The organism is Williamsia maris (assembly GCF_024171815.1).
Lineage (GTDB): Bacteria > Actinomycetota > Actinomycetes > Mycobacteriales > Mycobacteriaceae > Williamsia_A > Williamsia_A maris.
The window spans coordinates 1,208,829-1,232,605 of the sequence record NZ_JAMTCJ010000002.1; the positions used below are offsets into that span (position 1 = coordinate 1,208,829).

At 68.9% G+C, this 23,777-nt stretch carries 25 protein-coding genes; 19 read left to right on the forward strand and 6 right to left on the reverse strand.

What is annotated here, in order from left to right; all coding sequences use genetic code 11:
* Positions 1 to 52: 52 nt before the first annotated feature.
* Positions 53 to 1,120, reverse strand: coding sequence for a GGDEF domain-containing protein (locus LX13_RS23495; RefSeq protein ID WP_253661609.1), 1,068 nt, complete (start codon positions 1,118 to 1,120; stop codon positions 53 to 55).
* 34 nt (positions 1,121 to 1,154) lie between these two features.
* Positions 1,155 to 1,631 (reverse strand): PPOX class F420-dependent oxidoreductase, encoded by a 477-nt coding sequence (locus LX13_RS12415; protein ID WP_253661610.1) that lies wholly within the window; start codon positions 1,629 to 1,631, stop codon positions 1,155 to 1,157.
* Positions 1,632 to 1,794: 163 nt separating this feature from the next.
* On the opposite strand from LX13_RS12415, the gene ftsH reads away from it, so the two are divergent.
* The 14 genes from ftsH to LX13_RS12485 all read left to right on the forward strand — a co-directional run bounded on the left by ftsH (position 1,795) and on the right by LX13_RS12485 (position 14,605).
* Positions 1,795 to 4,275, forward strand: coding sequence for an ATP-dependent zinc metalloprotease FtsH (ftsH, locus tag LX13_RS12420; protein WP_253661611.1), 2,481 nt, complete (start codon positions 1,795 to 1,797; stop codon positions 4,273 to 4,275).
* Between the two features lie 85 nt (positions 4,276 to 4,360).
* Positions 4,361 to 4,957, forward strand: coding sequence for a GTP cyclohydrolase I FolE (folE, locus tag LX13_RS12425; protein WP_253661612.1), 597 nt, complete (start codon positions 4,361 to 4,363; stop codon positions 4,955 to 4,957).
* A gap of 53 nt (positions 4,958 to 5,010) precedes the next feature.
* Positions 5,011 to 5,901: a dihydropteroate synthase gene (gene folP / locus LX13_RS12430; protein ID WP_372499886.1), complete on the forward strand. Its 891-nt coding sequence runs from the start codon at positions 5,011 to 5,013 to the stop codon at positions 5,899 to 5,901.
* Positions 5,902 to 5,951: 50 nt separating this feature from the next.
* On the forward strand, positions 5,952 to 6,314 hold the full coding sequence (folB, locus tag LX13_RS12435) for a dihydroneopterin aldolase (protein WP_253661613.1): 363 nt from the start codon (positions 5,952 to 5,954) through the stop codon (positions 6,312 to 6,314).
* A gap of 10 nt (positions 6,315 to 6,324) precedes the next feature.
* Positions 6,325 to 6,903, forward strand: coding sequence for a 2-amino-4-hydroxy-6-hydroxymethyldihydropteridine diphosphokinase (folK, locus tag LX13_RS12440; RefSeq protein WP_253661614.1), 579 nt, complete (start codon positions 6,325 to 6,327; stop codon positions 6,901 to 6,903).
* Positions 6,903 to 7,415 carry a DUF3180 domain-containing protein gene (locus LX13_RS12445; RefSeq protein ID WP_253661840.1) on the forward strand — a complete coding sequence of 171 codons (513 nt, stop codon included), beginning with the start codon at positions 6,903 to 6,905 and terminating at the stop codon, positions 7,413 to 7,415. Before folK ends, LX13_RS12445 begins: the two co-directional genes overlap by 1 nt.
* 95 nt (positions 7,416 to 7,510) lie before the next feature.
* On the forward strand, positions 7,511 to 8,761 hold the full coding sequence (locus tag LX13_RS12450; protein ID WP_253661615.1) for a DUF6779 domain-containing protein: 1,251 nt from the start codon (positions 7,511 to 7,513) through the stop codon (positions 8,759 to 8,761).
* A gap of 114 nt (positions 8,762 to 8,875) precedes the next feature.
* Positions 8,876 to 9,796, forward strand: coding sequence for a Rossmann-like and DUF2520 domain-containing protein (locus tag LX13_RS12455; protein WP_253661616.1), 921 nt, complete (start codon positions 8,876 to 8,878; stop codon positions 9,794 to 9,796).
* An 8-nt stretch (positions 9,797 to 9,804) separates the two neighbouring features.
* Positions 9,805 to 10,695, forward strand: a complete 891-nt coding sequence (panC, locus tag LX13_RS12460; protein WP_253661617.1) for a pantoate--beta-alanine ligase — start codon at positions 9,805 to 9,807, stop codon at positions 10,693 to 10,695.
* Between the two features lie 7 nt (positions 10,696 to 10,702).
* Complete coding sequence (panD, locus tag LX13_RS12465; protein ID WP_253661618.1) at positions 10,703 to 11,128, forward strand: aspartate 1-decarboxylase; 426 nt, start codon at positions 10,703 to 10,705, stop codon at positions 11,126 to 11,128.
* A 1-nt stretch (position 11,129) separates the two neighbouring features.
* Positions 11,130 to 11,936 carry a type III pantothenate kinase gene (locus LX13_RS12470; protein ID WP_253661619.1) on the forward strand — a complete coding sequence of 269 codons (807 nt, stop codon included), beginning with the start codon at positions 11,130 to 11,132 and terminating at the stop codon, positions 11,934 to 11,936.
* A gap of 121 nt (positions 11,937 to 12,057) precedes the next feature.
* A complete protein-coding gene (locus LX13_RS12475) occupies positions 12,058 to 12,567 on the forward strand; it encodes a hypothetical protein (protein WP_253661620.1) in 510 nt (169 codons plus the stop codon).
* A gap of 21 nt (positions 12,568 to 12,588) precedes the next feature.
* On the forward strand, positions 12,589 to 14,115 hold the full coding sequence (gene lysS / locus LX13_RS12480; protein ID WP_253661621.1) for a lysine--tRNA ligase: 1,527 nt from the start codon (positions 12,589 to 12,591) through the stop codon (positions 14,113 to 14,115).
* Positions 14,116 to 14,272: 157 nt separating this feature from the next.
* Positions 14,273 to 14,605 (forward strand): histone-like nucleoid-structuring protein Lsr2, encoded by a 333-nt coding sequence (locus LX13_RS12485; RefSeq protein ID WP_253661622.1) that lies wholly within the window; start codon positions 14,273 to 14,275, stop codon positions 14,603 to 14,605.
* 178 nt (positions 14,606 to 14,783) lie between these two features.
* Here the strand turns inward: LX13_RS12485 and LX13_RS12490 are convergent, their stop codons facing one another.
* The gene (locus LX13_RS12490; protein ID WP_372499887.1) at positions 14,784 to 16,406 is read right to left on the reverse strand and encodes a FadD3 family acyl-CoA ligase; all 1,623 of its coding nucleotides are present in this window, start codon (positions 16,404 to 16,406) and stop codon (positions 14,784 to 14,786) included.
* Between LX13_RS12490 and LX13_RS12495 the strand changes: the two genes are divergently transcribed.
* Genes LX13_RS12495 through LX13_RS12505 form a run of 3 tightly spaced genes read left to right on the forward strand, consistent with a single transcriptional unit; the run spans position 16,405 to position 19,675 of the window.
* Positions 16,405 to 17,658 (forward strand): acyl-CoA dehydrogenase family protein, encoded by a 1,254-nt coding sequence (locus LX13_RS12495; protein WP_253661623.1) that lies wholly within the window; start codon positions 16,405 to 16,407, stop codon positions 17,656 to 17,658. The genes LX13_RS12490 and LX13_RS12495 overlap by 2 nt on opposite strands.
* A complete protein-coding gene (locus LX13_RS12500; RefSeq protein ID WP_253661624.1) occupies positions 17,655 to 18,500 on the forward strand; it encodes an SDR family oxidoreductase in 846 nt (281 codons plus the stop codon). Before LX13_RS12495 ends, LX13_RS12500 begins: the two co-directional genes overlap by 4 nt.
* A gap of 20 nt (positions 18,501 to 18,520) precedes the next feature.
* Complete coding sequence (locus tag LX13_RS12505; RefSeq protein ID WP_253661625.1) at positions 18,521 to 19,675, forward strand: acetyl-CoA C-acetyltransferase; 1,155 nt, start codon at positions 18,521 to 18,523, stop codon at positions 19,673 to 19,675.
* A gap of 147 nt (positions 19,676 to 19,822) precedes the next feature.
* Here the strand turns inward: LX13_RS12505 and LX13_RS12510 are convergent, their stop codons facing one another.
* Positions 19,823 to 20,209: a hypothetical protein gene (locus tag LX13_RS12510; RefSeq protein ID WP_253661626.1), complete on the reverse strand. Its 387-nt coding sequence runs from the start codon at positions 20,207 to 20,209 to the stop codon at positions 19,823 to 19,825.
* 117 nt (positions 20,210 to 20,326) lie between these two features.
* Between LX13_RS12510 and LX13_RS12515 the strand changes: the two genes are divergently transcribed.
* The gene (locus LX13_RS12515) at positions 20,327 to 21,850 is read left to right on the forward strand and encodes an aldehyde dehydrogenase family protein (protein WP_253661627.1); all 1,524 of its coding nucleotides are present in this window, start codon (positions 20,327 to 20,329) and stop codon (positions 21,848 to 21,850) included.
* Between the two features lie 125 nt (positions 21,851 to 21,975).
* Positions 21,976 to 22,509, forward strand: coding sequence for a TetR/AcrR family transcriptional regulator (locus tag LX13_RS12520; RefSeq protein WP_253661842.1), 534 nt, complete (start codon positions 21,976 to 21,978; stop codon positions 22,507 to 22,509).
* Between the two features lies 1 nt (position 22,510).
* Here LX13_RS12520 and LX13_RS12525 read toward each other — a convergent pair whose 3' ends face one another.
* Positions 22,511 to 23,416, reverse strand: a complete 906-nt coding sequence (locus tag LX13_RS12525; RefSeq protein ID WP_253661628.1) for an LLM class flavin-dependent oxidoreductase — start codon at positions 23,414 to 23,416, stop codon at positions 22,511 to 22,513.
* A gap of 41 nt (positions 23,417 to 23,457) precedes the next feature.
* Positions 23,458 to 23,745, reverse strand: coding sequence for a putative quinol monooxygenase (locus tag LX13_RS12530; protein ID WP_253661629.1), 288 nt, complete (start codon positions 23,743 to 23,745; stop codon positions 23,458 to 23,460).
* Positions 23,746 to 23,777 lie beyond the last annotated feature (32 nt).

Genomic DNA, 23,777 nt, shown 5'->3' on the forward strand with positions numbered 1-23,777 from the left:
GTCCGATCGGCCGACGTCGAGACCGTCTGCCACACGTGAGCGGCGTTGCCGCTCAGGCCAGTTCGGTGCGGTTGCGCCCCGATGACTTCGCGCGGTACATGGCGGCGTCGGCCGCGGCCAGTGCCCCGGCGAACGCAGCCGACGGATCCGACCGGTCGGGGCGCGGGGCGCACGCGCCGGCACTCGCGGTGACCACGACGGCGTCGCGCTCGTTGGTCAGACTCGTCCGCAGTCGCTCGGCGTAGCCGAACAGATCCGGCGACGCCTCGTCGGCGAGAACGACGAACTCCTCGCCGCCGAACCGCGAGACCACCGCGCCCGGGCCGGCGGCCACGGTCAGCCGGACAGCGACCAGGCGCAACACGTCGTCGCCCGCCGCGTGCCCGTGGGTGTCGTTGACCTGTTTGAAGTCGTCGATGTCGATGAGCACGAGGAACGGCGTCGTGTGCCCGACACCGAACCCGCCGGCGGCGTGCGACTCGATGCCGCGGCGGTTCAGCAGGCCGGTGAGTGGGTCGGTGACCGCGTCGGACAGATGCAGTCGGCTCGAGGCGAGGATGGCCGCGGAGAACGCCGAGAGCAGGAACACCGCTCCGTTCATAACCAGGATGACCACCACCGCCTGCAGGACGAGCGCGGCCGGATCCTCGACCCCGTCGATCAGTGCGTGGGTCGCCAGCCCGAGGACGGTCGCGGTGCTCCACAGGACGTGGAACCGCAGCACGAGCGGGTTCGAGAAGTGCGCGGCGCAGGCGCCGACAAGAGCCAGGAGTCCGGCCCCGACGATCGCGACGGACGCATCGGCGAAGGTCAGCAGCACCGCGGTGACGCCGACCTCGGCGTAGACGATGAAGCCGTTGTTCACCCGTGAGGTGCGCGTCCACCATTCGTCGATGAACCTGGCCCGGCTGATCACGACAGCTGCGGGGACGGTGGTCGCACACACCACGTAGACGATCATCGTGCGCACGGTTCCCTGCGGCCCCGCGTCGCTGAACGTCGACAGGATCCCGATCAGACCGAACGCGATGGTCTGCACCGCGATCCCGATGCGCAGGACGGGTTCGGGAGAGGACCCGCCGCCGAGGATGTCCTGGCGAGAGAGCCTGCGATCGCTCACCGGACGGCTCGTCTCACCGCGCAGGCGGGAGGCCTCAGGCGTCGAGTTTCGCGGCGACGTCGGCCGGGAAACCGCCGGTGGCCACCGGACCCCATCGCGTGGGCGTGACGCGGATCAGCGACTTGTCCTGTGTCGCCATCGCCTCGCGGTACTCGTCCCAGTCGGGGTGCTCGCCGGAGATCGACCGGAAATAGTCGACGAGCGCGTCGAGCGCCTCGGGCTGGTGCAGCACCTCCGCGGTGCCGTCGACCTGCACCCACGCGTCGTTGAACGCATCCGAGAGCACCAGCACCGACACCACCGGTCGGGCCTGCGCGTTGCGGGTCTTGGCGCGACCGGGGTAGGTCGAGATCACGATGCGGCCGTCGGCGTCGACGCCCCCGGTGACCGGGGACAGCTGCGGGCTGCCGTCCGATCGCGTGGTCACCAGAATGAGCTGGTGACGCGGCCGGATGAACTCGAGCAGCCCGTCGCGGTCGACGGTGTTGTTCTTCGCGATTGTGCGTGCCATGACGATCACGGTAAGCGATCGTTGATACGGGCCGCCGACACCCGCCCCGACCTGCACAGGTGCAGCTCGGGAACGCGACGCCGCGCGCCGACGTTGACAGGTAGCCTGTTATGTCAGGTGTACCGACTTCGAAGGGACGCGCCGGCGCCGGCTGGGACGTGCAATGAATCGAAAGACTGTTTTCCGCAATTTGGCCATTGTCGCCGTGATCGTGCTCGCGATCTGGGGTTTCACGGTTCTGCGTGGCGGTGACCGCGAGTACAAGAGTGTCGACACCTCGGTCGCGCTGACCCAGCTGAACACCCGCAACGCTTCCGAGGTGCAGATCGACGATCGCGAACAGGCGATCCGCATCACGTTGAAGGACGAGGTCGACGGCACGAACAAGATCACCGCGAAGTACCCGGCGCGGTCGAGTGAGTTCGTCTTCGACAGCGTCACCAAGTCGGGCGCGAAGTATCAGACCAACGTCACGCAGGAGTCCGTCCTGTGGCAGATGCTGATCTTCATCCTGCCGATGATCCTGCTGTTCGGACTCTTCTTCTTCGTGATGAGCCGCATGCAGGGTGGTGGCAAGGGCGGGATCATGGGCTTCGGCAAGTCGAAGGCCAAGCAGCTCACCAAGGACCACCCCAAGACCACGTTCTCCGACGTCGCCGGTGCCGACGAGGCGGTCGAGGAGCTCTACGAGATCAAGGACTTCCTGCAGAACCCCGCGCGCTACCAGGCGCTCGGCGCCAAGATCCCGCGCGGTGTCCTGCTCTACGGCCCTCCCGGCACCGGTAAGACGCTGCTCGCGCGAGCCGTCGCCGGTGAGGCGGGCGTGCCGTTCTTCACGATCTCCGGTTCGGACTTCGTCGAGATGTTCGTCGGTGTCGGTGCGTCACGAGTGCGTGACCTGTTCGAGCAGGCCAAGGCCAACAGCCCCTGCATCATCTTCGTCGACGAGATCGACGCGGTCGGACGCCAGCGTGGTGCCGGCCTCGGCGGCGGGCACGACGAGCGCGAGCAGACCCTCAACCAGCTGCTGGTGGAGATGGACGGCTTCGGTGAGCGTTCCGGCGTGATCCTGATCGCCGCGACCAACCGTCCCGACATCCTCGACCCGGCGCTGCTGCGTCCCGGTCGCTTCGACCGGCAGATCCCGGTGGGCAACCCCGACATCGCCGGACGCAAGGCGATCCTCAAGGTGCACGCGGCGGGCAAGCCGATCGACGCCGACGCCGACCTCGACGGTCTGGCCAAGCGCACCCCGGGCATGTCCGGTGCCGACCTGGCCAACGTCATCAACGAGTCGGCGCTGCTGGCCGCACGCGAGAACCGCACGACGATCACCGCCGAACTGCTCGAGGAGTCGGTCGACCGTGTCGTGGGCGGACCGCGCCGCAAGAGCCGCATCATCAGCGAGCAGGAGAAGAAGATCGTGGCCTACCACGAGGGTGGACACACCCTCGCCGCGTGGGCGATGCCCGATCTCGACCCGATCTACAAGGTCACCATCCTCGCGCGCGGTCGCACCGGCGGTCACGCCCTCGCCGTGCCGGAGCAGGACAAGGACCTGATGACGCGGTCGGAGATGATCGCTCGTCTGGTGATGGCGATGGGTGGCCGTGCCGCCGAGGAGCTCGTGTTCCACGAGCCGACCACGGGTGCGTCCTCCGACATCGACCAGGCGACCAAGATCGCCCGCGCGATGGTCACCGAGTACGGCATGAGCGCCAAGCTCGGTGCCGTCCACTACGGCCAGGAGCAGGGCGACCCGTTCCTGGGCCGTTCGATGGGCGCGCAGGCGTCGTACTCCACCGAGGTCGCAGCCGAGATCGACGACGAGGTCCGTCGCCTCATCGAGGCCGCGCACACCGAGGCGTGGGCGATCCTCAACGAGTACCGCGACACCCTCGACGACCTCGCGACCCAGCTTCTCGAGCGCGAGACGCTGACCCGCAAGGATCTCGAGGTCATCTTCTCGGGCGTGGAGAAGCGTCCGCGCATCACCACCTTCGACGAGTTCGGCGACCGCACGCCCAGCGACAAGCCCCCGGTGAAGACCCCGGGTGAGCTGGCCATCGAGCGCGGCGAGCCGTGGCCCCCAGAGCCGGCCCCGCGCCTGGTGAAGGAGACCGTCGGTGCCGGGTCGTCGCAGCCGAACCCGTACGGACCCGGCGGCTACAACGGCGGTCAGCCCAACGGCTACGGCCAGCCCAACGGCTACGGCCAGAACGGCCAGGGACAGCCCAACGGCTACGGCCAGAACGGCCAGGGGTCGAACGGGTACGGCCAGAACGGTTACGGCCCGGGGTCGAACGGCTACGGCCAGAACGGCTACGGCCAGAACGGTTACGGTCCCGACAACCAGAACGGTTACGGCCCGAACGGCCACAACCAGCCCGGCCAGGGACAGGGATATCCCGGCTACCCGCAGGGCGGATCGGCTCCCGGCTACCAGGGCCCGGGCTACGGCAATCCGGGTCACCAGCCCACGCCGCCGTCTGTCCCGCACGATCAGAACCCCGACGCCCCCGGTGCGAACCGTCCGGCGGGACCCAACGGCGGGACCCGTCCCGACTACGGCGCCCCCGACGGCTGGTCGGCGCCGGGGTGGCCCCCGCGTGACGGGAACGGGTCGGGTCAGCCGCCCCGCTGACCGACCCCACACCCGACCTCGTCCCGGTCACGCACCGCGACGATCCACCTCCACCTCCGGGCACTCACAGAAGAGCGAGCTCCTGATGACCAGAACCGAGAATCGGGGCGCCATCGCGCCCTTCGACCAGGGGCGAGCGGAGGCGGCGGTCCGCGAGCTGCTCGTGGCGATCGGAGAAGATCCCGACCGCGACGGTCTCAAGGAGACGCCCGCGCGGGTGGCCCGCGCCTACCAGGAGATGTTCGGTGGCCTGCACACCGAACCGGACGACGTGCTGGCCACGACGTTCGACGTCGGGCACGACGAGCTGGTTCTGGTCAAGGACATCCCCATGTACTCGACCTGCGAGCACCACCTGGTGTCGTTCCACGGCGTCGCCCACGTCGGATACATCCCCGGTGCGTCCGGGCAGGTGACGGGCCTGTCGAAGCTGGCGCGCGTCGTCGACCTGTACGCCAAGCGTCCGCAGGTCCAGGAGCGGCTGACCACACAGATCGCCGACGCCCTCGTGCGCAAGCTCGATCCGCGCGGCGTCATCGTCGTCATCGAGGCCGAGCACCTGTGCATGGCCATGCGCGGCATCCGCAAGCCCGGTGCGTCGACCACGACGTCGGCGGTCCGCGGCATCTTCAAGACCAGTGCCGTCAGCCGCGGTGAGGCGCTCGACCTCATCTCCCGGTAGCCCCGAGCGCCCTGCTGCGGGTTCCGGTGTCCATCGCGCATACGGTTGACGGCGTGAACGCAGCCGTCAGCGTGGTGAGCTCCGGTCGGACCCGCGTCCTCGGTGTGCTCAACGTGACGGCCGACTCGTTCTCCGACGGTGGCCGCTACCTCGACACCGACGCGGCCATCGCCCACGGCCGTCGGCTCGCCGCCGACGGCGCCGATCTCATCGACGTCGGTGGCGAATCCACCCGTCCCGGTTCGACCCGCGTGGATCCCGATCTCGAGGCCCGACGCGTCGTCCCGGTCATCGCGGCGCTCTCGGCCGAGGGCGTGTCGGTGTCGGTGGACACCATGCACGCCTCGGTGGCGCAGGCGGCGATCGAGGCCGGCGCCGTCGTCGTCAACGACGTCTCCGGCGGCCGCGCGGATCCCGCGATGGCCTCGGTGGTCGCCGACGCGGGTGTGCCCTGGATCCTGATGCACTGGCGGCCCGCGTCGAACCCGGCCGACAGTGCGACCCACTTCGCCCACCGCGTCGACGATGTCGGCGGCTACCGCGACGTCGTCGCCGAGGTGAGCGGCGAGCTGCTCGCGCAGGTCGACGCGGCGGTCCGCGCCGGCGTCGACCCGGCGGCGGTGATCCTCGACCCCGGCCTGGGCTTCGCCAAAGCGGCCGAACACAACTGGGCGCTGCTCAACGCGCTGCCGACGCTGGTGGGTCTCGGCTTCCCGATCCTCGTCGGGGCGTCGCGCAAACGATTCCTCGGCACCCTGCTCTCCGGCGGTACGCAACCGCGACCCCCGGCCGGGCGTGAGGTCGCCACCGCGGCGATCAGTGCGCTGGCCGCCGTCAACGGGGCCTGGGGTGTACGCGTGCACGACGTGACGTCGAGTCGCGACGCGATCGCCGTCGCCACGGCGTGGAACGATGGAGGACGGCGGGGGAGTGTCGATGGCTGAGCGCACCCCCACCGCGGGCGCGACCGCGCCACGGAGAGACGGGACCTGCGATGGCTGATCGAATCGAACTGCGCGGCTTGACGGTTCGAGGCAACCACGGTGTCTTCGACCACGAGCGCCGCGACGGACAGGACTTCATCGTCGACCTGATCCTGTGGCTGGATCTGCGACGGGCCGCGGCCTCGGACGACCTCGCCGACACCGTCGACTACGGCGGTCTCGCGCAGCGCGCCGCCGACATCGTCGCCGGGCCGGCGCGCGACCTCATCGAGACCGTGTGCGCCGAGATCGCCGACGGCATCATGACCGACGAGCGCGTCGCCGCCTGCGAGGTGACGCTGCACAAGCCGTCCGCCCCCATCCCGTTGACCTTCTCCGACGTCGCCGTGGTGACGCGACGCTCACGGCGATGAGTCGTCGGCGATGAGTAGAGCCGTCCTGTCCATCGGGTCCAACATGGGCGATCGCCTCGACCTGTTGTGGTCGGTGCGTGAGCATTTCGCCGATCGACTCGTCGCGGCGTCCGCGGTGTACGCGACCCCGCCGTGGGGGCCGGTGGCGCAGGACGACTTCGACAACGCCGTCCTCGTCGTCGACGACGACTCGTGCGGGCCGATGGACTGGCTGAACGAGGGATTCGGACTCGAGGCTGCCGCCGCCCGCACCCGGCAACAGCGCTGGGGCCCAAGAACTCTGGATGTGGACGTGGTCTCGGTGAGTGTCGACGGCCGCGTCGAGGTCAGTGACGATCCCGTCCTGACCCTGCCGCATCCCCGAGCGCGCGAGCGGGCCTTCGTGCTCATCCCGTGGCTCGACGCCGATCCGGACGCACAGTTGTGGACCCCGGAGGGATCCCGGCCGGTCGCCGACCTCGTCGTCGCCCTCGACGAGTCCGACCGCGCCGGGGTGCGACGACAGGACATCCCGCGGTGGGATGCAGCGCAGGGGGACCGACCGCCGGGGGATGGACCTCAGCAGAACACGAAAGCGAGCCCTCGATGATGGCCCGGCGCCGCACACCACGTGACCACGACCCGGACGAGGGCGGGCTGGGCCCGACCCGGATCCGTGACCTGCTGGGGATCGCGGCGTTCACCGCCGTCGTCGTCTGGCTGCTGGTGCGCGTCAGTTACGGACAGTTGCCGCCGCTGCCGCTGCTCGCCGGGATCGTGCTCTACGTGCTGGCGGCGCTCGAGGTGGTCATCGCGATCGTCGTGCGGTTGCGGGTGTCGCGTTCGGAGGTCGGTGCCAACCGCGACCAACTGCACCCGCTCACCGCCGCGCGGGTCCTCGCCTTGGCCAAGGCGTCGGCGATCCTCGCCGCCATCGCCACCGGGGTGTGGATCGGTCTGCTGATCTATCTTCTCGCGCAGACCGACTCGGCGGCGGCCGACCACGACACGCCCGCCGCGGTCGTCGGGTTGGTGGGCGGGGTACTCCTCGGAGTCGCAGCGCTGGTGCTCGAGTTCTGCTGTCGCACACCCGACGATCCCACCGACGAATCGGCCGCCTAGCTGCACCGCGACAGGAACGCCGCAGGTGGGGAGAATGCGTGACTCTCCGAACCGGCTCGCACGCCGCACCGACAAACGCAGGTATGTTGACCGACATGACGACCACCGGCCGCTCGGCTGATTCCCGCCGCGTTCGTCGGGGGCCCGCCCAATGGTTGCTCGGTCTGCTGCTCGCGCTCGCGATCGGCGCCAGCATCGCCATGATGTTCAGCAACTCACGCAGCATCGCAGCGAGTCTGGCGGTGATCTCGGCACTGTGGGCCGCGGTCATCGGCGCGATCCTGGTGACCAAGTTCCGCAGGCAGGCCGACTCCGCCGAGTCCAAGGCGCGCGACCTGCGACTGGTCTACGAACTGCAGCTCGAGCGGGAGATCACCGCCCGCCGCCAGTACGAACTCGGGGTCGAGACGCAGGTCCGCCGCGAGGTGCACGCGGAGACGAACGAGGAACTCGGCGAACTCAAGGCCCAGATCGAGGCGCTGCGCGCGAGCCTGGAACTCCTCGTCGGCGGTGACCTGCCCGAGCAGCGGGTCGCCCTGCGGTCCGAGCGTCGCCGGGAACTCGACCGCGCACGGTCGGGGTCCGGCGAGTCGTCGTACTCGTCCGCGGGGTCGTACTCCTCGTCCGACCCCGCCTTCGACGACCCTGCCTTCCACGACCCTGCCTTCCACGACACCGCCTACGACGACGGTGCCGTGGCCGAACGCGACTTCGCCAGTACCGCGCCCGACGTCGGCGCCGACCAGGTGCCGATCGCCGAGCCCAACACCCTGACCGAGGTCATCCCGGTGGTCACCGACGACGAGCAGGGGCCGACGTCCGACGACGACGGCCTACGTGGCGCGCCGAGTCCGACACCGTCGTCCCGCCACGGGGCCGCCGCGTCCGACCCCGCTCCCGCCGACGTCCCGAAGTTCGTCGACGAGACCCCGACCGACGAATGGGCGGTGGCGCCCGCCGAGGTCGTTCCTGAGCCGGTCCCAGCCGAACCGATCGCGGCCGAACCGATCGCGGCCGAACCGATCGCGGCCGAACCGATCGCTTCCGAGCCCATCGTGGCCGACGTCGTGACCGAGCCCCCGGCACCGTCGGCGACGTCGCATGCGAGCCAGGGCGGCGGTCGGCACGGTCGCGGCGCGGCCACGGCGCAGCCCGAACCCACCCCGGACCCGGTCCCCGAGCCGCCGGTCGAGCCGACGCCCGCCCCGGCGCCGAGCCGCAACGACCGTCATCGCGCCCCCGATCCCGAGCCCGGCGCACACCAGTCGGGCCGATCGGCGTCCGAACTGATCGACCAGCTGCGATCGGGGACCGGCGGCGGTCGCCGCCGACGCCGCGAGGACTGAGACCCGGTGAGCCGCGTCACAGCGATTGGCTGAGGACGCCGACCGCGCCCTATCCTCGGCGCTGAACGTCCGGTACCCGAGTTCGGGCCTGGAACGAGCAGATGGAGGACATCGGTGACCTCATCGGGCATCGCCAACTGGCCCGCGCCCGCGCGCCTGACCGTCGGCATCGTCTCGGCCGGCCGGGTCGGGACCGCGCTCGGAGCGGCCCTGGAATCCGCCGACCACGTCGTCGGTGCGGTCGTCGCCCGCTCGTCGCTCGCGCGCGACCGTGTCGCCCGACGCCTTCCTGAATCGCAGATTCTGCCCCCGCAGGAGGTCGCCGCCCGTTCCGAACTGCTCGTCATCAGCGTCCCCGACGACCAGCTCACCGGCGTGATCGCCGAGCTGGCCGCCTCCGGAGCGGTCCGGCCGGGCACCATCGTCGCCCACACCGCGGGCGCACACGGGATCGCGATCCTGGCCCCGCTGACCGAACTGGGTGTCACGCCCCTCGCACTGCACCCCGCGATGACCTTCGTCGACACCGACGACGACACCACCCGGCTGCGCTCGACCTGTTTCGGCGTCACCGCCGCCGACGAGATCGGCTACGCCGTCGGATCGACGCTGGTGCTCGAGATGGGTGGTGAGCCGGTCCGTGTCCGCGAGGAGGCCCGCACCCTCTACCACGCCGCCCTCGCCCACGGCGCGAACCACCTCGTCGCTCTGATCTCCGATTCCCTTGCCGCACTTCGGATCGCGCTGTCCGGCCAGGAGCTCCCGGGACAGGAGTTCATCGACGAGAACGCGGCGGGCCTGCCCGAGCGGCTGCTCGGACCGTTGGTGTCGGCAGCTCTGCAGAACACCCTCGAGCTGGGCCCCCGGGCGCTGACCGGACCGGTGGCCCGCGGCGATGCCGTGGCGGTCGCAGGCCATCTCGCCGTGCTGCGCGAGGCCGATCCCGACCTGGCCGAGACCTATCGCACCATGTCCCTGCGTGCTGCGTCCTACACCCGAGCGCCCGCCGCTCTGATCGAAGTGCTCGAAAGGTGAGCGAGAACATGACCACACCCACCCGCCCGTACGTGCCGGGTTCGTTGACCGTGCACCGCGACCCGGCTCAGATCAGCCGGATCAGCAAGGCGTTGCGCGCCACCGGCAAGCGAGTCGTCCTGGTGCCCACCATGGGTGCGTTGCACGACGGCCACCGGGAGTTGGTGGCCTCGGCCAAGTCCCAGGGCAACACGGTCGTCATCGTCTCGATCTTCGTCAACCCGTTGCAGTTCGGCGCCGGTGAGGACCTCGACGCCTACCCGCGCACCTTCGACGCCGATCGTGCCCTGCTCGAGGAGCTCGGCGTGGAACTCGTCTTCGCGCCGACGGTCGCGGACATGTACCCGAACGGCCCGCGTACGACGGTGATGTCGGGTCCGCTCGGTGCCGAACTCGAAGGGCAGTCGCGGCCCACCCATTTCGCGGGGATGTTGACCGTCGTCGCCAAGCTGCTGTCCATCGCGTCGCCCCATGCGGCCTTCTTCGGCGAGAAGGACTACCAGCAGCTCGTGTTGGTGCGCCAGATGGTCACCGACCTCAACCTGGGCATCGACATCGTCGGCGTCCCGACGGTGCGCGAATCCGACGGTCTCGCGATGTCGAGTCGCAACGCCTATCTCAGCCCCGAGCACCGGGAGGCAGCGACCACGTTGTCGGCGGCGCTCGTCGCGGGCGCCCACGCCGCGGCCGGTGGCGCATCGGCCATCCTCGCCACCGCATCCGCGGTCCTGGCCCACAGCCCGGAGGTCGACGTTGACTACCTCGAGGTGCGCGGGATCGACCTCGGTCCCGCTCCCGAACACGGTGACGGACGGCTGCTCGTCGCCGCCCGCCTCGGGTCCACCCGCCTGATCGACAACGTCGGCGTCGCCGTCGGCACCGGCTTCCTATCCGAGTGAGGTAGACATGTTTCGCACCATGATGACGTCGAAGATCCACCGCGCCACCGTCACCCAGGCCGATCTGCACTACGTGGGCTCGGTGACCATCGACGCCGATCTGCTCGACGCCGCCGATCTGCTCGAGGGCGAGCAGGTGACGATCGTCGACATCGACAACGGCAACCGTCTCGAGACCTACGCCATCGCCGGTGAGCGCGGCTCCGGTGTCATCGGGATCAACGGCGCCGCAGCTCATCTCGTGCACCCCGGCGATCTGGTCATCATCATCGCCTATGGCATCCTCAGCCCGGCCGAGGTCAACGGGTACGCGCCGCGCGTGGTGTTCGTCGACGAGCGCAACCGCATCGACGACCTCGGCTCCGACCCCGCGCACGCGCCGGTCGGATCGGGTCTGCTCGATCCCCGCGAGCCCGCACCGGCCCTGGGCTGACGTGCTCCTCGCACTCGACGTCGGCAACACGAACATCCATCTCGGGGTGTTCGCGGGCAAGGGCGACAACGCGAAGCTGGTGCACGACTGGCGGATGCGCACCGAACCGAAGATGACCGCCGACGAGCTCGCGCTGTCGCTGCGCGGCCTCCTCGGGCCCGACGTCGAGCGGGTGGTCTCGGTGGTCGGGTTGTCCACGGTGCCATCTCTGTTGCGCGAGATGCGGGTGATGGTGTCCAAGTACTTCGGGGCCGGCCCGCACGTGCTGCTCGAACCCGGTCTGCGCACCGGTGTGCCGTTGCTCGTCGACAACCCCAAGGAGGTCGGCACCGACCGCGTCGCCAACGCCCTGGCGGCCCACGCGACCTACGGGGGCGCCTGCATCATCGTCGATTTCGGTACCACGACCCTCGTCGACGCCGTCTCGGCCGCCGGTGAGTTCCTCGGCGGCGCCATCGCCCCCGGTATCGACCTCGCCGTCGACGCTCTCGCCGTGCGTACGGTGACGCTGCGCCGGGTCGAGCTGCTGCCGCCCCGCAGCGTGATCGGCAAGAACACCGTCGAGGCGCTGCAGTCGGGCATCCTCTACGGCTTCGCGGGCCAGGTCGACGGACTCGTCTCGCGGGTCCAGCGCGACGTGCCGGGATTCGCCGGGCCCGACGTCACCGTCGTGGCGACCGGATATCTCGCCCCGCTGGTGTTCGACGAGTGCCAGACCCTGACCGTGCACCACCCGTTCCTGACCCTCGAGGGACTGCGGCTGGTGTTCGAACGGCAGCTGGAGGGCCCGCGCACCAAGAAGCGTTGACACCGGGGCGCGACGATGTGGCACACTTGTCCGCGTGATGACGCAGAGCGCACTGGAGTGTTGTCGGGGCTGATACGCCTCGCCATTCCCTGCTGTTCGCCTCTCACATTCGAGGACTCTCATGTCTGCTGCTCTTCTGATCGATTCCCGTCCGCACTCGGCCGTCCGATCGGCTCGGCCCACCGCGCTCTCGTACCGTCCCCGCACCCCGGTCACCGCGACGGCCGTGCGCTCGGTGTCGGTGACCGTCGACGACTATGTGGCCGCCGTCGCCGCAGGTCACCGCGTCGTCGACATCCGCTCACAACGGCAACGCGACGCCGACGGCATCATCACCGGCGCCCTGGCCATCGACCCGTCGGTGCTGCTCGACCGGCTCGTCCCCGGGTCGTCGAACGCGCTCCGCGCGGCCGCGTCGGACGCCCGCTGGATCCTGGTGAGCTCCGACGGCCACGACGCCGAGTGGTCGGCCTGGCACCTGCAGGCGCGTGGCGTCGCGGGCACCCGCTTCCTGCTGGGCGGTCTCGACGCGCTGCGCGAGCGCGCCCGCCGGGACGCGGCGGCCGGTCACGTGAGCCTGCCGCTGTCGGAGCAGGGCCACCGCGACCTGGCCATCATCGCTGCGCACTGAGGTGCCGATAGGGTCGTCCGGGTGAGTGACGCAACGGCAACGCCCGGACCCGACAGCCCCTCGGACGACCAGATCCCCGAACAGCAGCGCATCCGTTCGGAGAAGCGCGCCCGGTTGCTGGCGGCCGGTGTGCAGGCGTACCCGGTGTCGATCCCGCGCACGCACTCGCTGGCCGAGATCCGCGGTCTGTACCCGGATCTGGAGACCGACACCGCCACCGGCGACCACGTCGGCGTCGTCGGCCGGGTCATGTTCGTCCGCAACAAGGGCAAGCTGTGTTTCGGGACGCTGCAGGAGGGCGACGGAACGCAACTGCAGGTGATGATCAGCTTCAACGGGGTCGGCGAGGAGTCCCTGGCCGCCTGGAAGTCCGATGTCGACCTCGGCGACTTCGTCTTCGTGCACGGCGAGGTCATCAGTTCGCGGACCGGTGAGCTCAGTGTCATGGCCGACGACTGGCAGATGGCGTCGAAGGCGCTGCGGCCGTTGCCGGTTGCCCACAAGGAGCTCAGCGAGTCCTCCCGCGTCCGGCAGCGCTACGTCGACCTCATCGTGCGGCCCGCGGCGCGGGCGACGGCACGGACCCGCATCGCCGTCATCCACGAACTCCGCTCCGCACTGCGCGAGCGCGCTTTCCTGGAGGTGGAGACGCCGATGCTGCAGACCCAGCCCGGCGGTGCCGCGGCCCGCCCGTTCGTGACCCATTCGAATGCGCTCGACATCGATCTCTATCTCCGCATCGCACCGGAGTTGTTCCTCAAGCGTTGCGTGGTCGGCGGAATGGAGCGCGTCTTCGAGATCAACCGCAATTTCCGGAACGAGGGTGTCGATTCCACCCACTCCCCGGAATTCGGGATGCTCGAGACCTATCAGGCCTACGGCACCTATGACGATTCCGCGGTGATGACCCGGGAACTGGTCCAGGAGGTGTCGCAGCGCGCTCTGGGGACGCTCGCGCCCACGATGGCCGACGGCAGCACCTACGACCTGTCCGGTGAGTGGACGACGGTGTCGATGTACCCGTCTCTCTCCGAGGCGCTGGGGGAGGAGATCACCCCGCGGACCTCGGTCGCCGACCTGATGTCGATCGCGGCCCGCGTGGGCCTGGATGTGCCCTCGGACAAGGGATACGGGCACGGCAAACTGGTCGAGGAGTTGTGGGAGAACCAGGTGGGCGAGCACATCGACTCGCCACTGTTCGTCCGCGACTTCCCGGTCGAGACGTCCCCGCTGACCCGCGATCACCGGTCCATCCCGGGCGTCGTCGAGAAATGGGACCTCTATATCCGTGGCTTCGAGTTGGCGACCGGCTACTCGGAATTGATCGACCCGGTGATCCAGCGCGAGCGTTTCGCCGATCAGGCCCGCCTCGCATCCGCCGGCGACGACGAGGCGATGGTCCTCGACGAGGAATTCCTGACCGCGATGGAGCACGGGATGCCGCCCACGACGGGCACCGGCATGGGTATCGACCGCCTGTTGATGGCGCTGACGGGATTGGGTATTCGGGAGACGATTCTGTTCCCGCTGGTGAAGCCGAACGAATGAACCTCTAGGTCGTCGCAGACTTTCATGGTCGATTCGTCGATTTCCGGTTACAGTGGGGATTGATTGGGGGCTGGCGCTGGGGGTTTTCGATTTACCGGGGATTCCTGGGCTGTGGCTCCGATCACTTTCGGAAGTGTTCAACGATATGGGGCAAAACATGGCGAAGAAAGTGACGGTCACCCTTGTGGATGACGTCGACGACAGTAAATCCGCCGATGAAACCGTGGAGTTCGGCATCGATGGCGTGACCTACGAAATCGATCTCTCGACCAAGAACGCAGCTCGTCTGCGGTCGGAGATCGACACCTGGGTCGAGCACGCACGTCGGGTCGGCGGCCGTCGGCGCAGCAAGGGCATGACGCCCTCCGCTGCGATCGACCGTGGTCAGTCCGCGGCCATCCGGGATTGGGCACGGCGTAACGGCCACGGCGTCTCTGCGCGTGGACGTGTTTCGGGAGAGATCGTGGAGCTCTACAACGCCGCACACTGATACACGGCGGGCCGGGTGAAGACCCGGTCCGCGTCGACGCCCGGTTGCCTGATCACAACGGCAGCCGGGCGTCGTCGTTTGTGTGAATTGAGCGGGCGAAAAGCTGTTTGCGCGAACAAAACTCGCGTCCCAACTTCGATTTGATATACCTTGCCGCGAATTAAGAAGATGATTTACATCACTTCAGTGAAGAGAGTTCACGTTTGAGAATCTTTCCCGCGGCATTCCGGGGGAATTCGCCGATGACGACGACACTGCGCGGGACCTTGAAATTGGCGAGTGTCGAGCGGCAGTGGGAGATCACCTCCGCCTCGGAGATCGACGCCCCTCCCCGCAGCGTGAGGTAGGCCCGTCCGACCTCCCCCAGGCGTTCGTCGGGGACGCCGATCACGGCCGCCTCGGTGACCGCGCCGAGTCGTACGAGGGTCTGCTCGACCTCCGCGGGATAGACGTTGAAGCCCCCGCAGATGTACATGTCCTTCAGTCGGTCGGTGATGCGCAGGTTCCCGCGGTCGTCGATCGTCCCGATGTCGCCGGTGTGCAACCACCCGTCGGCGTCGATGGTCTCGGCCGTGGCCGCCGCATCGTCGAGATAGCCGCGCATCACCATGTCGCCCCGCGCCAGCACCTCGCCGACGTCGGAGAGCGCGATCTCCATCCCCGCGAAGGCGCGGCCGCAGGTGTTCGCCACCGTCTCGTCGTCGTCATCGGGCGTGCAGGTCGAGACGAACCCGCTGGTCTCGCTGAGTCCGTACGCGGTGATGACGGTCTGCACGCCCAGGTCGCGCTGGATGCGTTCGACCAGGACGACCGGAACGATCGCCGCACCGGTGACGACCAGACGCAGGCTCGACAGGTCGTGGTCGGCGCGGGTGTCGGCGTCGAGGATGGTCTGGAAGATGGTCGGGGCGCCGGGGAAGACCGTGGCCCGCCGCGCCGCGACCAGGGCCATCGCAGCCTCGGCGGAGTACACCGCGAGTGGGAGCATCGTCACGCCGAACAGGGTGCAGGCGAGGATACCCGCCTTGTAGCCGAAGGTGTGGAAGTAGGGGTTCACCATCAGGTACCGGTCGTCGGGGGTCAGCGCCCCGTTGGCGCCCCAGGCCCGGGCCCCGGCCACCGACTGACGGTGTTCGGCGACGACGCCCTTGCTGCGACCGGTGGTGCCCGAGGTGAACAGGATGTCGGAGACGTCGTCGGGACGGACCGCGTCGGCCCGCGCGTCGGCCTCGGCGCGGTCGGTGTCGGTCGCCGACGAGAGGAAGTCGTTCCAGTCGATGCCGTGCTCCGCGCGGGTGCAGTCGTCGGCGTCGAGGCGGATCCGGACGGCCGCGATCAGGTCGGTGTCGGTGCTCAGGTCGGCCAGCGCGGCGAGTTCGGCGAGGCGGTCGGCACCCAGGAAGGTCCCGGGCACCACGAGCGCGCGGGCGTGGGTGCGGATCAGGACGTCGAGGACCTCGGTGGCGGTGTAGCGGGTGTTGACCGGGACGAGTGTGGCGCCCACGAGGTGCGCGCCCAGAGCGGCGATCGGCCAGTGCACGCTGTTGGGCGCCCAGATGGCCACGCGATCACCGGCGGCGATGCCCTGACGGACGAGGGCTCCCGCGAAGGTGCGCACCGCCTCCAGCAGCTCGGACCAGGTCAGCTCGATGTCCTCGCCCCACTGCGAGTCGACGATCGCGACCCGGTCGGGCCACAGGAGCGCCGCGCGACGCAGCGCCTGCGGCGTGGTCTGCACCAGGTCCAGGTCGGTCACATCGGAAAACCTAGCAAACGCTTGGTAGGTTAGGCTAGCTCGCATGACTCCGACCAATCTCGCCGATCGGGGCGTCGACCTGGGGCGGTATCCGGGCGGCGCGGAGGATTTCGCGCTCTCGGTGCGAACCTGGCTCGGCGAGAACCTGACCGGCGACTTCGCGCACCTGGCCGGACGCGGCGGACCGGGCAGCGAGCACGAGTTCTTCGCCGGACGGCTGGCCTGGGATCGACATCTCGCCGAATCGGGATGGACCTGCCTCGGCTGGCCCACCGAGTACGGCGGCCGTAACGCCACGATCGGTCAGCGCATCCTGTTCCACACCGAGTACGCCCGGGCCGACGCGCCCGCCCGGGTCAACCACCTCGGCGAGGAACTGCTCGGGCCGACGCTCATCGCCTTCGGTACCGACGCGCAGAAGGAACGGTTCCTGCCGGGCATCGCCGACGTGACCGAGCTGTGGGCGCAGGGGTACTCCGAGCCCGGGGCGGGATCGGATCTTGCGAACGTGTCCACCACCGCCCAGCTCGTCGACGGCCGATGGGTCATCAACGGGCAGAAGGTGTGGACGTCGCTCGCGCACGTCGCGCAGTGGGTCTTCGTGCTCTGCCGCGTCGAGCGCGGGTCGGCCCGACACAAGGGGTTGGGATTCCTCCTCGTGCCGTTGGACCAGCCCGGCATCACCGTGCGTCCCATCCAACAGCTCACCGGCACATCGGAGTTCAACGAGGTCTTTTTCGACGACGCGGTCACCGACGCCGACCTGATCGTCGGCGAGCCCGGCGACGGGTGGAAGGTCGCGATGGGACTGCTCGAGTTCGAACGCGGGGTGTCCACGCTCGGGCAACAGGTCGGCTTCGCCCGTGAACTCGACCGGGTGGTGGCGCTGGCCAAGTCGAACGGCGCCGCCGCCGACCCGACGATCCGCGAGCGCATCATCACCGCCTGGGTGGGGTTGCGCGTGATGCGCGCGCACGCCGAGCGCACCCTGGCCGCGGTCGACACCGGCGGCGCGGGTGGGCAGGCGTCGGTGTCGAAGCTGCAGTGGGCCAACTGGCATCGCGACCTGGGCGAGCTGGCGATGGCCGTGCAGGGCGCGCCGTCGCTGATCGCCCCGGACGCCACGACCGAGGGTGTCGCCAACGACATCACCGCCCCCGACCGGGTCGAACTCGACGAGTGGCAACGCCTTTTCCTCTTCACGCGTGCCGACACCATCTACGGCGGCTCGAACGAGGTCCAACGCAACATCATCGCCGAGCGGGTGCTCGGACTTCCGCGAGAGGCACGGCAGTGACCACATCCCCCCACCCTTCCTCGCCGCACGCCTCTACGCCCCACGCCTCTTCGCCGCTGTCGACGCCGCCGGAGGAGATCCCCGGACACGGTCTGCTGGCCGGCAAGAAGGTCGTCGTCACCGCAGCGGCGGGAACCGGCATCGGGTTCGCCTCGGCACGGCGCGCGCTGCTGGAGGGCGCCGACGTCCTCGTCAGCGACTTCCACGAGCGCCGACTCGGCGAGACCGTGGAGAAGCTCGTGCTGGAGTTCCCGGATCAGACCGTGGCACAGACGGTCTGCGACGTGTCGAAGACCGATCAGGTGAACGAGTTGATCGATGTCGCGGCACATGACCTGGGTCGGATCGACGTCCTGATCAACAATGCCGGGCTCGGCGGCGAGACCCCGATCGTCGAGATGACCGACGACCAGTGGGACCGGGTCCTCGACATCACGCTGACCAGCACGTTCCGTGCGACCCGGGCCGCGCTGCGCTATTTCGCCGCCGCACCCCACAACGGGGTCATCGTCAACAACGCCTCGGTGCTGGGGTGGCGCGCCCAGCACGGTCAATCCCATTACGCCGCAGCCAAAGCCGGTGTCATGGCCCTGACCCGGTGCTCGGCGGTGGAGGCCGCGGAGTACGGCGTCCGCATCAACGCCGTCGCCCCGTCGATCGCCCGGCATCCGTTCCTGGCCAAGGTGACCAGCGAGGAACTACTCGACGACCTCGCCTCGCGTGAGGCCTACGGCCGCGCGGCCGAGGTCTGGGAGATCGCCGCCACCATCGCGATGCTCGCCAGCGACTACACCACATACCTGACCGGGGAGATCGTCTCGATCTCCAGCCAACGAGCCTGACCCGCACGAGGAGCCACACCATGAGCACACCGCAGGCCTACATCGTCGATTCCCTGCGCACCCCGGTGGGCAAGCGCAACGGATCCCTGGCGAAGGTGAACCCGATCGATCTCGGTGCCCACGTCATGAAGGCGGTCGTCGAGCGCACCGGGATCGCCCCGGACGTCGTCGACGACGTGGTGTTCGGCTGCGTCGACACCATCGGGCCCCAGGCGGGCAACGTCGCCCGCTCGTCCTGGCTGGCCGCAGGCCTGCCGCTGGCCGTCCCGGCGACCACCGTCGACCGGCAGTGCGGATCGTCGCAGCAGGCAATCCATTTCGCCGCGCAGGGCGTGATGAGCGGGACCCAGGACGTGGTGATCGCCGGTGGGTTGCAGAACATGAGCGCCATCCCCATCTCGGCGGCGATGATCGCCGGGGCGCAGTACGGTTTCGGCAACCCGTTCCACGACTCCACCGGGTGGCAGGAGCGTTTCGGCGACGCCGAGATCTCGCAGTTTCGCGGCGCCGGGATGATGGCCGAGAAGTGGGGGATCAGCCGCGAGGACATGGAGGCGTGGGCGCTGCAGTCGCATCAGCGGGCGCGTACGGCCATCGCCGAGGGGCGTTTCGACAACGAGCTCGTCGCGCTCGGCGACTGCGTCGTCGACGAATGCCCCCGCGAGACGTCGTTGGAGAAGATGGCGTCGCTGCCGGTGCTCGAGGAGGGGTCGAGGTTGACCGCCGCCGTCGCATCGCAGATCTGTGACGGTGCCGCGGCCACGCTGGTGGTGTCGGAGGCGGCGTTGGAACGGTACGGCCTCACCCCGCGCGCGCGGATCCACCATCTCTCGGTGCGAGGCGACGATCCGATCATGATGCTGTCGGCGCCGATCCCGGCCACCGCCTACGCGCTCGAGAAGACCGGGCTGTCGATCGACGACATCGACGTCGTCGAGATCAACGAGGCGTTCGCGCCCGTGGTCCTCGCGTGGCTGAAGGAGACCGGAGCCGACCCGGCCCGGGTCAACCCCAACGGCGGCGGCATCGCGCTGGGCCACCCGCTGGGTGCGACCGGTGCGAAGCTGTTCGCGACGATGCTCAACGAACTCGAACGCACCGGCGGGCGCTACGGGCTGCAGACGATGTGTGAGGGCGGCGGGACCGCCAACGTCACCATCATCGAGCGGCTCTGATCCGCCGACCGTGCCGTAACAACGCGCCCACCGTGCCGTTATGGCCCGCCGACCGTGCCGTAACAACGCGCCCACCGTGCCGTTATGGCCCGCCGAGCGTGCCGTAACCGCCCACCGACCGTGCCGTAACAACCCGCCGACCGTGCGTCAGTAGGCGACGGTCTGGGCGATGGCGGTGACGACGAGGCCGGTCGACAATGACACGAACGACAGGCCTGAGATCGCCTTGTAGACGATCATCTTCTGGATGTCGGCGTTGAAGCCGAGGGGGATGAACAGCAGCGGGTTCACGATGCCGCCGATGACGACGAGGACCAGCGCCCAGTCGGGGGTGTCCGACGCGACCGCCCCGACCGCGACCATGAGGATGCCCATGATGATCCAGTCGAGATGGGTCTGGAACACGCGTCGTTGATGGATCAGGCCGATCGCACGTAGTGCGTCCGGCTTCTCGACCACGAGCGTGACCGCGAACCCCGACACCGCCCCGACCGCGATCGACCACAACCCGACCAGGATGAGTACGTCGGTCATGGGCTCGACAGTACGGTCCGGCCCACGGGCGGTGGCGCGAACCCTGTGATGTGGCGCATACTGCAAAGCAACACATTGAACAATTTGTTTCTTTGGGCGATCGAAGGAGATCGAACGATGACCAAGCCCGCTCCGACCACATCCGGTACCGCGCACGCCGCCACCGTCACGCCGCTGCACCGCTCCGCCGATGAGCGCAGCCTGACCGAGCTTCTCGATCTGCAGCGCGCGGCGTTCCTGCGGGACGGCATCCCGGACGCGGCCACGCGCATCAGCCGGATCAACCGGCTCTCGTCGCTCCTGCTCGACCACGCCGACGAGATCGCCGAGGCCCTCGACGCCGACTTCGGCACGCGTCCGCGGGATCTGTCGATCGCCACCGACGTCGCCGGATGCATGATCGATCTGGCACATCAGCGCAAGCACCTGCGTAGCTGGATGAAGACCGAGAAGGTCGCCAAGGCGATGGGCCTGGCCGGGTTCTCGCAGCGCATCCGGCACGATCCGCTGGGTGTCGTCGGCATCATCGGCCCCTGGAACTTTCCGCTCCAGCTGACGGTCGTCCCGGCCGGCTCGGCGTTCGCCGCGGGAAACCGCGTGATGATGCGCCCGTCGTCGGCGACAGCGCGAACCACCGCCGTGCTCGCCAAGTACGCGCCGAACTACTTCTCGCTCGAGGAGTTCGCCGTCCTCACCAGCGCGCACGGATCGGGATCGGACTTCGCCAAGCTGAAGGTCGACCACATGTTCTTCACCGGATCCCCCGAGGTGGGCGCGTCGGTGGCCGCGGAGGCGGGCAAGAACCTTGTCCCGGTCACCCTCGAACTCGGCGGCAAGAACCCGGCCGTCGTCGACGTCGACGCCGACATCGACACCGCGGCCAAGCGCCTCGCCGACGCACGGATGGTCAACAGTGGTCAGGTCTGCCTGTGTCCCGACTACGCCTTCGTCCCCGAGGACAAGCTCGGCCAGTTCACCGATCGGGTGATGGCCCGCTGGCGCGAGAACTACGCGTCGGTGCTGCACAACGAGCAGTTCACCTCGACCATCAACGAGAAGAACTACACGCGCATCGTCGGGCTGATCGACGACGCCGTGAGCCTCGGCGCCACCAAGCAGCAGCTCATCCCGGCCGGGGAGAAGCTGCCCGACGCGGCGTCGCGCAAGATCCCGCCGACGCTGCTGACCGGGGTCTCCGCCGGCATGAAGATCGAGGAGGACGAGGTCTTCGGTCCGGTGCTGACCGTCTACCCCTACCGCGATCTCGGCGAGGCGATCAGCCACATCACCTCGCACAGCCACCCGCTGACGATGTACTGGTACGGCCCGGACAACGACCGCTACGAGTCGCTGCAGGACGCCACCCGCTCGGGTTCGGTGAACGGCAACGACTTCGCCCTCAACCTGCTCAGCGCGGAACTGCCCTTCGGCGGTGTCGGTGCCAGCGGGATGGGCAGCTATCACGGCAAATTCGGGTTCGCCACGTTCTCCCACGCCCGCGCGGTCACCCACTCGCGCATGCCGCTGAGCTTTGCCGAGCTGATGTCGGCGCCGTTCCGCAAGCGCGACACCCGCTCGACCAACATCCAGCTGGCGATGTGGCGGATGATCACGAAGCGGGCGAGCAAGAAGAATCGCTGATCGAACTCCTCGGCCAAGCGCTTGCTAGGGTTGGTGACCTGGCCGAGGAGGAGATCGCACACGTGTCGCCGAATACTGCTTCGCGCTCGACGCGACGCGACGAACTGCTCGGGCTCGCCGGCCGCATGTTCGCCGAACAAGGGTTGCGCACCACCACCGTTCGCGACATCGCCGATTCGGCGGGCATCCTCTCCGGCAGTCTCTACCACCACTTCGATTCGAAGGAATCGATGGTCGACGAGATCCTCAGGGGGTTCCTCGACGCGCTGTTCACCCGCTACAACGCGATCGTCGACGCCGACCTGCCCGCCGACGAGACGCTGGTCCAGCTGATCGTCGCGTCGTTCGAGAGCATCGACGCCGACCATCACGCGGTGGCGATCTATCAGGACGAGGCCAAGCGCCTGTCGGGTCAGGAACGGTTCGACTACATCGCGGTGCGCAACACCGAGTTCCGCAAACTGTGGAAGACGGTGCTGCGCAAAGGAGTCGACGACGGCACGTTCCGCGCCGACCTCGACACCGAGCTCGTGTACCGGTTCCTACGCGACACCGTGTGGGTGGCCGTCCGCTGGTACCGGCCGGGCGGTTCGCTGTCGGCGCGTGAGGTGGCAGACCAGTACCTGAGCGTCGTCCTCGAGGGCCTGGTCCCGCGCTGAGTCAGACCACCTCGCCGACGATGTCGGCGAGACGATGCACCTGGTCCACGTCGGAGTCGGTGGGGATCAGGTGTACCTCGTCGGCGCCGACGTCGGCGAACGTCGCCAGCACCTCACGCAGTTGCGCCGGTGTCCCGACGAAACCGGTGGTCGGTGCCATCGCGTCGACGAGATCGACGGGCAGCCAGTTCATGTAGTGCCGGAGGTGGCGGTGGATCTGTCCGCGGCCCGAACCGTCGCCGTCGTCGAGGGCGACCCAGAACGACGTGGTCAGCCGTGGCGACGGCCTGCCGGCCTCGGCCCATGCGGCGCGGGTGACGTCGAACAGATCGGCCACCCCGGCCGCCGCGAGATCCAGGGTCACCCCGGCGAGGCCGTCGGCCCACGACGCCGCACTGCGGATCGTCTTGCGTCCGGTCGTCCCGACGAGTAACTCGGGACCGCCTGCCCGGACCGGCGGTGGACCCACCGGAAGCGTTGCGCCGGTGACGTTCTCGCCACGCCACACCCGCTGCATCACGGCCACCCGATCGGCCATCCCACGCATCGTCTGAGTGGCCGGGTCCGCGCCCGCGGCGCGATAGTCCTCGCGACGCCCGCCGACACCGAACCCGACGGTGAGTCGGCCCCGGGACAGCTGGTCGCCGGTGGCGAGCGACTTGGCGAGCAGGACCGGATCGTGCAGTTGCGGCACGATCACGGTGGTCACCAAGCGAACGCGTGAGGTCCACGCCGCGACCGCGCCGAGCAGCGTGAGCGTCTCGGGGTTGTCGAAGGCCATCCGCTCGCCGAAACACAACGAGGAGAACGGACCCGCGTCGATCGCCCGGGCCCACGCCTCGAGCGTGGCGGGTCCGTCCGCCCAGACGTCGGGCTCCATGACGGGCAGGGTCAGACCGACGAACATGACGTCGTGAGCTCAGCCGACCGTGAGGTGTCCGCGTGCCGTCAGAACGGCTTGAGCGGGTGAATCGCGAGGTCACCGAGGTGCTGCCCGACCGCGCCCATGGCCTCGGTCAGCGCCGGTGCCTTCATGTGGGCGTCGAGGTGCTCCTGCGACTCCCACAGCTCGACGGTGACGAAAACACCCGGGGTGGAAGCGGACTCGAACAGCTCGTAGGAGATGCAGCCGGCCTCGTCCTGGGTGGCGGCGGCCAGACCCTTCAGTGCGTCGCCCACCTCTTTCTCGAAGCCGGGCTTGGCGGGAATCGTCGCGACCACATGCAGATCGGCCATCACACACTCACTCTCATCACGGTGCACGTCGA